The sequence below is a fragment of the Roseivivax isoporae LMG 25204 genome (assembly GCF_000521865.1).
In the GTDB taxonomy this organism is placed as follows: domain Bacteria; phylum Pseudomonadota; class Alphaproteobacteria; order Rhodobacterales; family Rhodobacteraceae; genus Roseivivax; species Roseivivax isoporae.
Map to the genome: position 1 here is coordinate 1 of NZ_JAME01000068.1, position 8,780 is coordinate 8,780.

General features: G+C 72.9%; 9 protein-coding genes. 4 read left to right on the top strand and 5 right to left on the bottom strand.

The features are described from left to right. The coding region (locus tag RISW2_RS21885) for an efflux RND transporter periplasmic adaptor subunit (protein ID WP_043775175.1) at nt 1–1,070 on the bottom strand (1,070 nt) is incomplete at its 3' end. 251 nt (nt 1,071–1,321) lie between these two features. Between RISW2_RS21885 and RISW2_RS21890 the strand changes: the two genes are divergently transcribed. From RISW2_RS21890 to der, 3 genes are all read left to right on the top strand, one after another. Then, nucleotides 1,322–1,975, top strand: a complete 654-nt coding sequence (locus RISW2_RS21890) for a hypothetical protein (protein ID WP_043775178.1) — start codon at nt 1,322–1,324, stop codon at nt 1,973–1,975. Between the two features lie 48 nt (nt 1,976–2,023). After that, a complete protein-coding gene (locus RISW2_RS21895; protein WP_084615527.1) occupies nt 2,024–3,385 on the top strand; it encodes an outer membrane protein assembly factor BamB family protein in 1,362 nt (453 codons plus the stop codon). A gap of 91 nt (nt 3,386–3,476) precedes the next feature. Next, on the top strand, nt 3,477–4,937 hold the full coding sequence (der, locus tag RISW2_RS21900; protein ID WP_043775181.1) for a ribosome biogenesis GTPase Der: 1,461 nt from the start codon (nt 3,477–3,479) through the stop codon (nt 4,935–4,937). Nucleotides 4,938–4,953: 16 nt separating this feature from the next. Here the strand turns inward: der and RISW2_RS21905 are convergent, their stop codons facing one another. After that, nucleotides 4,954–6,024, bottom strand: a complete 1,071-nt coding sequence (locus tag RISW2_RS21905; protein WP_043775184.1) for an ornithine cyclodeaminase — start codon at nt 6,022–6,024, stop codon at nt 4,954–4,956. Nucleotides 6,025–6,032: 8 nt separating this feature from the next. Continuing rightward, entirely contained in the window at nt 6,033–6,959 is a 927-nt protein-coding gene (rocF, locus tag RISW2_RS21910; RefSeq protein WP_043775187.1) for an arginase, read from the bottom strand. A gap of 120 nt (nt 6,960–7,079) precedes the next feature. Between rocF and RISW2_RS21915 the strand changes: the two genes are divergently transcribed. Further along, nucleotides 7,080–7,523 carry an Lrp/AsnC family transcriptional regulator gene (locus RISW2_RS21915; protein WP_043775190.1) on the top strand — a complete coding sequence of 148 codons (444 nt, stop codon included), beginning with the start codon at nt 7,080–7,082 and terminating at the stop codon, nt 7,521–7,523. Nucleotides 7,524–7,530: 7 nt separating this feature from the next. Here the strand turns inward: RISW2_RS21915 and RISW2_RS21920 are convergent, their stop codons facing one another. Both RISW2_RS21920 and RISW2_RS21925 read right to left on the bottom strand, forming a co-directional pair. Beyond that, complete coding sequence (locus RISW2_RS21920; RefSeq protein WP_043775193.1) at nt 7,531–7,992, bottom strand: disulfide bond formation protein B; 462 nt, start codon at nt 7,990–7,992, stop codon at nt 7,531–7,533. A 31-nt stretch (nt 7,993–8,023) separates the two neighbouring features. After that, nucleotides 8,024–8,602: a YqaA family protein gene (locus RISW2_RS21925; protein WP_043775196.1), complete on the bottom strand. Its 579-nt coding sequence runs from the start codon at nt 8,600–8,602 to the stop codon at nt 8,024–8,026. Nucleotides 8,603–8,780: the final 178 nt, after the last annotated feature.

The following is an 8,780-nucleotide window of genomic DNA, read 5'->3' on the forward strand; positions in this document are numbered from 1 at the left end:
GCGCGCGCGCCTTCGGCCGAGATGGCGATCTCGGCGGTCTGGCCCGCGCTCAGCGCGAGGTCGGGGTTGTCGGCCTCGATCTCGACCCGGAAGGTGCGGGTCAGCGCGTCGGCCTGACGCGAGACGAAGATGACCGTGCCGGTCACCTCGCCGCCGCCCGTCAGGCGAGCCCCGGCCGCGGCGCCGCGCGCCACGCGGGGCATGTCGGTCTCGGGCACGAAGCCCACGATCTTGATCGGGTCGAGTTCCAGCACCGTGGCGCAGGGCGCGCCGCCATTGGTCTGCAGGAGCGCGCCCAGTTCCGCGGTGTCGCTCTCGAGCACGCCGTCGAACGGCGCCGCGATGGTCAGCTTGGAGATCTCGTCGCGGGCGCGCGCGACCGCGGCCTCGGCCGAGCGGATCTGCGCGGCCGCGCTCTCGAGGCCGGACCGCGCCGCCTCGAGGCCCGCGCTCGCGCTCGACACCGCGGCCTCGGCGCTGCGGACCGCGGCGCGCGCGGCCGCCACGCGGGTCTCGGAGGCGAAGCCCGATCCCGACAGCGTGTCGGCGGCGTTGGCGTTGATCTTCGCCTCGACCAGCGAGGCCTCCGCCTCGGCCACGCGCGCCTCGGCCTCGGGGACCCGCGCCTCCGCTTCGGGCACGCGGGCGCGGGCCTCGGCCAGCGCGGCCTCCGCCTCCTCGAGCGAGATCTGCCGGGTGCCGGGATCGAGGCGGCAGAGCACGTCGCCCGCCGCGACCCGCGCGCCCTTGCGCAGCGGCTCGGACACGACGCGGCCCGTGGTCTCGGGCATCACGTCGACCTCGCGCATGGGCGCGGTCTCGCCGCGAAGCGTCACCGCGCTGTCGATCTCCTGCGCGCGGCTCGTCATCGCCATGACACCGATCGCCGGCGGCGCCGCGTCGGCCCCGGGGGCCGCCGCAGGCGGCGGCTCGGTCGTGGCGGGGGACGCGTCCGCGGCGGCCTCGGCGGGCGCGCCGGTCAGCATCGCGGTCAGGCGGTCACGCTCGATCACCACGCCGTAGAGAACGGCGGCCGTGACGAGCGCCAGAAGGATCGGAAAAATCCTCATGATCCAGAAATCCTGTCCTTGCCCGGTGGCCCGCGGCGAAGGCCGCGCTTCACGAGGGCCGGGCCCCCCGGAAGCTCTTCAATGCGTTTTCTAACATCCTTACGCTGAACTGGCGCGTTTAGATCAGGAATGCAATCCTGCCCGTGCAATCGGGCAACATGCGCGCGGGCGATGCCTACGACTTGGCACTTCCGCGCGGCTCGGCTACACGGGCGCCGAACACCACGAAGGCACCTTGAGGAGCGGCAGGCGTGAGCAACCCCGACAGTTTCATCGACGAGGTGACCGAGGAGGTCCGCCGCGACCGGCTCTATGGCTACCTGCGCCGCTACGGCTGGATCGCGGTGCTTCTGGTCCTGCTGATCGTCGGCGGCGCCGCGTGGCGCGAATACCGCGCGGCCCAGGAGGCGGCGCAGGCGCAGGCCTTCGGCACGGCGCTGCTGCAGGCGCTCGACGCCGAGACGCCCGAGGCGCGCATCGCTGCCCTCGAGGCCGTCGAGGCCCCGAACCCGGGCGGAGCCGCGGTGCGCGCGATGCTTGCCGCGGGGGCGGGCGAAGAGGGCGCGGCGGACGCGGATCCTGCCCGCCTGTCCGAGGTCGCGACCTCGGGCGCCTCCGACATCTACCGACGCATCGCGAGCTTCAAGGCACTGGTCGCGGGCGCCGACACGATGAGCGCCGAGGAACGCCGCATCGGCTTCGAGGCACTGGCGGAGCCGGGCAACCCGCTGAGGCTCCTGGCGGAGGAGCAGCTCGCGCTTCTCGACATCCAGGCGGGCGAGACGGACGCGGCGCTCGCGCGGCTCGAGGCGATCGCCGCGGACGCGGAAGCGACCCAGGGCTTGCGCCAGCGGACGTCTCGGTTGATTGTGGCGCTCGGCGGCGACAGCGGCGGCGCGTCCTGACGTGACACAGGCCCGCGCGACCGCCGAGGGGACGGAACGGTCGCCAGAATGCGGGGCGGACCGGCGCGGAACGACGAGGGCAGCTTGGTGCGATACCTGAAGACGGCGACTATCCTGGCAGGGCTTGCGGCCGTGTCGGCCTGCGGCGAACGCGACGTGATCCTGCCGGGCGAACGGCTGGGCGTGCGCGAGGTTCTCGAGACGGGCGTGCCCGACGCGGCGCCGCCGCCGAACCGCTCGGCCGCCGCGGCGCTGCCGGGCCCCGCGAACGGCGCCTGGACCCAGAGCCCGGTCAGCCCGCATGCCCGCGTGGCACACGCGGCGCTGTCGCTGCCGCTCGAACCGCTCTGGTCGCGCGACATCGGCGCGGGCGACGAGAAGCGCCAGCGCCTGAACGTCGACCCCGTGTCGGACGGCACGCGCGTCTTCACCATGTCGTCGGATTTTGTCGTCACGGCCCTGTCCGCCGCCGGCGAGGTCCTGTGGACCCGCGACCTGACGCCGCTGCGCGACGCGAACTACCAGGCGCAGGGTGGCGGGCTCGCGCTCGGCGACGGGCGGCTCTTCGTCGCCTCGGGCTTCGGCACGCTGACGGCCCTCGACCCGGGCCAGGGCACCGAGCTCTGGACGCAGCGGCTGCAGGCCACCGCCACCGGCGCGCCGAGCTACCGCGACGGGCTCGTCTACATCACCTCGGGCGACAGCGTCGGCTGGGCGATCGAGGCCGATGCGGGCCGCGTGCGCTGGCAGACCGAGGGGCTCGCGGACATCAACAACGTGGCGGGCGCGCCGCCGCCGGCGATCGGCGACGACCGCGTGGTGTTCGCCTTCGGCAACGGCACGCTGCGCACCGCCTTCCGCGAGGGCGGCCTTCCGCTCTGGTCCGAGGACGTGGCCGGCGGACGGCGCGGTCGGGCGCTGTCGACGATCGACGACATCACCGGCGACCCGCTGATCGACGGCGGCGCCGTCTACGCGGGCAACCATTCCGGCCGCTTCGCGGCCTTCGACCTGTTTTCGGGCGACCGGCTCTGGACCGCGAACGAGGGCGCGCTCGACCGCCCGCTGGCCGCCGGCGGGTCGGTGTACTTCGTGTCGGACCGCAACCAGCTGGTGCGGCTCGACGCCGCCGATGGCAGCCGCGTCTGGGCGGTCGACCTGCCCGACTGGGAACGCTCGCGCCGGCCGTCGCGCCGCCGTGACAGCGCCTACGCGAACCACGGCCCCGTGCTTGCCGGCGGGCAGCTGATCGTCGCGTCCTCGGACGGCGTGATCCGCAGCTTCCGCCCCGAGGACGGCAGCCTGTCGGGCACAACCGAGATCCCGGGAGGGGCGACCACACAGCCCATCGTGGCGGGCGGTACGCTCTACGTCGTCTCGAAGCGCGGCGTGCTGCACGCCTACCGCTGACGGACCCGCCCGTCGGGTCCGGCTTTTCACCGCGCGGCAAATGCGCTAACGGGGCGGTTCCGATCCCGCGCCCCCGGAGTGCGTCCGCACCATGTCCTTTACCCTCGCCATCGTCGGCCGCCCCAATGTGGGCAAGTCCACGCTCTTCAACCGACTGGTGGGGCGCAGGCTTGCGCTGGTCGACGACCAGCCGGGCGTGACGCGCGACCTGCGCGAAGGCGAGGCGCGCCTCGGCGATCTGCGCTTCACCGTGATCGACACGGCCGGGCTCGAGGATGCCACGGATGATTCGCTGCCCGCGCGGATGCGCCGGCTGACCGAACGCGCGGTCGAGATGGCGGATATCTGCCTGTTCGTGATCGACGCGCGCACCGGCATCACGCCCACCGACGAGATCTTCGCCGACATCCTGCGCCGACGCGCGCGCCACGTGCTGCTGGCCGCGAACAAGTCCGAGGGCCGGGCAGGCGAGGGCGGGCTGATCGAGGCCTGGAGCCTCGGGCTCGGCGAGCCCATCGCGCTCTCGGCCGAACACGGCGAGGGGATGCCCGATCTCTACGCGGCGCTGCTGCCGCTGGCCGACGGGTTCTCGGCCGCCGAGGCCGCGATCGAGGTCGAGGCGCCCGACCTGTCGCTCGACGTCTCCGAGGAGGCGGACGAGGCGATGCCGGTGCCGACCGAGGCCAAGCCGCTGCAGGTCGCGGTGGTGGGCCGTCCGAACGCGGGCAAGTCCACGCTCATCAACCGCATCCTCGGCGAGGACCGCCTGCTGACCGGCCCCGAGGCGGGCATCACCCGCGACGCGATCTCGGTCCGGCTCGACTGGGGCGGGGTGCCCACGCGCATCTTCGACACCGCCGGCATGCGCAAGAAGGCCAAGGTGCAGGAAAAGCTCGAAAAGCTGTCGGTGTCCGACGGCCTGCGCGCGGTCAAGTTCGCCGAGGTGGTGGTCGTGCTGCTCGACGCGGCGATCCCGTTCGAGCAGCAGGACCTGCGCATCGCCGACCTGGCCGAGCGCGAGGGCCGCGCGGTGGTCGTCGCGGTCAACAAGTGGGATCTCGAGGAGGACAAGGGCACGAAGCTCGCAGAGCTCCGCGAGGCGTTCGAGCGGCTCCTGCCGCAGCTGCGCGGCGCGCCGCTCGTGACCGTGTCCGCCAAGACCGGCCGCGGGCTCGACCGCTTGCAGGCGGCGGTGATGAAGGCGCACGAGGTCTGGAACCGCAGGGTGCCGACCGCGCGGCTCAACCGCTGGCTCGCCGCCATGCTCGAGGCACATCCGCCCCCTGCGCCGGGCGGCCGGCGCATCCGGCTGCGCTACATGACGCAGGCCAAGACCCGGCCGCCGCATTTCGTGGTCATGTGCTCGCATCCCGACAAGATGCCCGAAAGCTACACGCGGTACCTGGTGAACGGGCTGCGCGAGGATTTCGACATGCCCGGCACGCCGGTGCGGCTGGTAATGCGCGGCCAGGCGGACCGCAATCCCTATCGCGGCCGGCGCGAGCGCAATGCCGGCGCGCTGAAGAAGCACCTGGGCAAGAAGCGCGACTGAGCAAGACCCCCGCGGGTCACGCCGCCGGGGTGCCGCCCGCACGCCGGAGCATGCCGTAGAGGTCGCGCGGGTCGTCCGGGTCGGCGAGCAGGTCGAGCGGCTGGTAGAACGCCGTGCCGGCGATCGCCGCGCGCACCACCTGCAGGGCCGAGAAGTCCTCGATCGCGAAGCCCACGCTGTCGAAAAGCGTGATCTCGGAGGCGCTCCGCCGCCCGGGCGCGGTGCCGGCGATCACCTGCCAGAGCTCGGTCACCGGGTGGTCGGGGTCGAGCTGCTGGATCTCGCCCTCGATCCGCGTCTGTTCGGGATATTCGACGAAGATCGAAGACCGCTGCAGCACGGCCGTCGCAAGCTCGGTCTTGCCGGGGCAATCGCCGCCGATCGCGTTCACGTGCACGCCCGCGCCCACCATGTTGTCGGTGAGGATCGTGGCGTTGCGCTTGTCGGCGGTGCAGGTCGTGAGGATCTGCGCGCCCTCGATCGCCTCCTCGGGACTGTCGCAGGCGGTGACGGACAGCCCGCTGTCCGCGAGGTTCCGCGCGCATTTTTCGGTCGCGGCGCGGTCGATGTCGTAGAGCCGCACGGCGTCGATGCCGCAGATCGCCTGCATGGCGCGGCACTGGAACTCGGCCTGCGCGCCGTTGCCGATCATCGCCATGGTCCGTGCGCCGGCCGGCGCGAGGTGGCGCGCGGCGACCGCCGACATGGCCGCGGTGCGCAGCGCGGTCAGCAGCGTCATCTCGCTCAACAGGACCGGGTATCCCGTGGCCACGTCCGCGAGAAGCCCGAAGGCGGTGACCGTTTGCAGCCCGGCGCGGGTGTTCCGCGGATGTCCGTTCACGTACTTGAAGCCGTAGGCCTCGCCGTCCGAGGTGGGCATCAGCTCGATCACGCCTACCGGGGAATGCGCGGCCACGCGCGGCGTCTTGTCGAAGCTCTGCCAGCGGCGGAAATCGTCCTCGATCCGGGCCGCGAGGCGGCGCAGCATCTCGTCGAGCCCGACATGGTGCACGAGACGCATCATGTCGGCCACCGACACGAAGGGGACGAAGGCCTTGTCGGAGGGGGCGGGAGCGGCGGGCGTCATGGCGGACCTCAGAGGATGCGGGGGGTCGGGCGGTCGAAGACGCGCCGCCCGAGCGCCGAGGCGGCGAGGTCGACCATGAGCTGCGCGGTGCGGCCGCGCTCGTCGAGCATCGGGTTCAGCTCCACGAGGTCGAGCGAGGTCATGAGGCCCGAATCGTGCAGCATCTCCATGGCGAGATGCGCCTCGCGCACCGTGGCGCCGCCCGGGACGGTGGTGCCGACCGCGGGCGCCACGGCGGGGTCGAGGAAGTCCACGTCGAGCGAGACGTGCAGGTGCCCGCCCGCCGCCGCCACGCGGTCGAGGAAGGCGCCGAGCGGCCGGCCGATGCCGTTCTCGTCGATGTCGCGCATGTCGTGCCGCCGGATGCCCGAGGCCTCCAGCGCGACGCGTTCCGGCCCGTCGACCGAGCGCAGCCCGACGATGCAGATGTTCTCCTCGGGCACCGGGTGCGCGACCGGCGGAAAGCCCGGAAAGCCCGCGCGCCCGGAGGCGTAGGCCAGGGGCGTGCCGTGCAGGTTGCCCGAGTCCGTCGTCTCGCAGGTGTGGAAGTCGGAATGCGCGTCGAGCCAGAGCACGAAGAGCGGCCGTGCGCTGCGCGCCGCGTGCGCTGCCGCGCCGTGCACGGTCCCGAGGGACAGCGCGTGATCGCCGCCCAGGAAGATCGGCAGCCCCCGGGGCAGCGCGTCCGAGGCCGCGCGCGACAGCGCCTGCGTCCAGCCGATGGTCTCGGGAAGGGCGAAGAGGCGCGGATCGGCCGCCATGTCGACTTCGTCCCGCGCCACGTTGCCGAGGTCGCGCACCTCGTGGCCCAGCGCCTCCAGCGCCTGCGGCAGCCGCGCGGTCCGGTAGGCGTCCGGTCCCATCAGGCAGCCAGCCCGGCGCTTGCCCGAATCGACCGGCGCGCCCAGCAGCAGAACGGTCTTGGTCACGGTCATGGCGTCCCCTTCCAGCCCTCGCAATCCGGTGGCAGTATGTGCCGGATCGCGCAGAGGTCCAGCGGCCATTCCGGCCGGATCGGGCGCCTCTTGCGCGAAACGGCGGCGGAGACCTGCGGAATGGACGACACCGATCACCGGCTCGTGGCGGCGCTCCGGCGCGACGCGCGGGCGTCGCTGTCGGAACTCGCGGGCGAGCTCGGCCTCTCGCGCACCACGGTGCGCACGCGCATCGACCGGCTGCGGCGCGACAGCGTGATCCTGGGCTTCACCGTGGTGCTCAAGGAGGACGTGGGCCGCGACGCGATCCGGGCGCTCATGATGATCGGCATCGAGGGCCGCGGTACCGACCGCATCCTGCGCACGCTCGGCGGCTTTCCCGAGGTGCGTGCGCTGCACAGCACGAACGGGCGTTGGGACGTGATCGTCGAGCTCGGCACACCGGATCTCGAATCGCTCGACGCGGTTCTGTCGGCGATCCGGCGGCTCGACGGTGTCGCGACCTCCGAGACCTCGCTCCTGCTCGCGACGCGGCGAAGCGCGCAGGGCAGGGTGGGCGCCTGAGGCGGCCTCAGGCGCGCGCGCGCCAGGCCGCGATCCAGAGCGCCGCGAGGACGAGCGACAGGATCGCGTTCCACCCCGCCATGGAGATGCCCGCCAGCTGCCAGGCGATGTCGTCGCAGCGCACGAGCGGCGCCGCCATGATCTGGTCGAGAAGCTCGTCGGTCGAGAGCCCGCCGATGCTGCCCGAGGTGCAGGTGGTGGGACCCTCCCACCAGCCCTGCTCGACCCCCGCGTGGTAGGCGCCGATGCCGGCCGTCGTCAGCGCCGCGAGCGCGCCCGGAAGCGCGAGCCACGCCGCGGGGACGGCCAGCGCCACCGCGCCGATCAGCGCCGCCGCCGCGTGCGGCCAGCGTTGCCAGAGGCAGAGCGCGCAGGGCGGCAGCCCGCCGAGGTGCTGGAAGGCGAAGGCCCCGAGCAGGAGCGCGGCCGAGCCGCCGGCGGCCATCAGGATCAGGGTGCGTGCGGTCATGGGCGGGGGTCTCCTTCGCGGCAGGCCGGCGTCACAGGTACCGCACCAGCACCATGCCGCCCACGAGCGCCACGCAAAAGGCCGTGAACACGAGCCCGAGCCGGCGCTCGACGAACTCGCGGACCGGCGCGCCGAAGGCCCGCAGGAGCGCCGCCACCACGAAGAAGCGCAGCGCCCGCGCCACCAGCGCCGACAGCACGAAGGGCACGAGCGGCATCGCCGTCCAGCCCGACATGATGGTGATGACCTTGAACGGGAAGGGCGTGACCCCCGCGACCAGCACCGCCCAGATCCCGAGCTCGTTGAACCGCGCGTTGAAGGCGTCCATGGCGTCGCCCTTGCCGAGCGCGCGCAGCACCGGCGCGCCGACCTGGTCGTAGAAGAAGTAGCCCATGCCGTAGCCCGCGATGCCGCCCGCGACCGAGGCGAGCGTCGCCACGAGCGCGATGCGCCAGGCGCGCGTGGGGGCGGCGAGGATCATCGGGATCATCAGCACGTCGGGCGGAATCGGAAAGACCGAACTCTCGACGAAGGCGACCACGGCGAGCAGCCACAGGGCGCGCGGATGGTCCGCAAGCGCCATGGTGCGGTCGTACAGGCTTCGAAGCATCGGCGGGCCCTTGCGCGGCGGCGTCTCCGCCGCCGTTGACCACGCCCGCCCGCCTCCGTCAAGCGCCCCTCCGGGCCCGCATTGCCACTGGACGCAGCCCGTCCGCCCGGCTAGGGAAGATCCGGGCCCAAGTGGCGGAACGGTAGACGCAGGGGATTCAAAATCCCCCGCCGCAAGG

Bases quoted from the DNA above. Each gene is read 5' to 3' on its own strand.
- RISW2_RS21915 (WP_043775190.1), top strand. From the start codon at position 7,080: ATGGACGACACCGATCACCGGCTCGTGGCGGCGCTCCGGCGCGACGCG.
- RISW2_RS21925 (WP_043775196.1), bottom strand. From the start codon at position 8,602: ATGCTTCGAAGCCTGTACGACCGCACCATGGCGCTTGCGGACCATCCG.
- RISW2_RS21905 (WP_043775184.1), bottom strand. From the start codon at position 6,024: ATGACGCCCGCCGCTCCCGCCCCCTCCGACAAGGCCTTCGTCCCCTTC.
- der (WP_043775181.1), top strand. From the start codon at position 3,477: ATGTCCTTTACCCTCGCCATCGTCGGCCGCCCCAATGTGGGCAAGTCC.
- rocF (WP_043775187.1), bottom strand. From the start codon at position 6,959: ATGACCGTGACCAAGACCGTTCTGCTGCTGGGCGCGCCGGTCGATTCG.
- RISW2_RS21920 (WP_043775193.1), bottom strand. From the start codon at position 7,992: ATGACCGCACGCACCCTGATCCTGATGGCCGCCGGCGGCTCGGCCGCG.
- RISW2_RS21895 (WP_084615527.1), top strand. From the start codon at position 2,024: ATGCGGGGCGGACCGGCGCGGAACGACGAGGGCAGCTTGGTGCGATAC.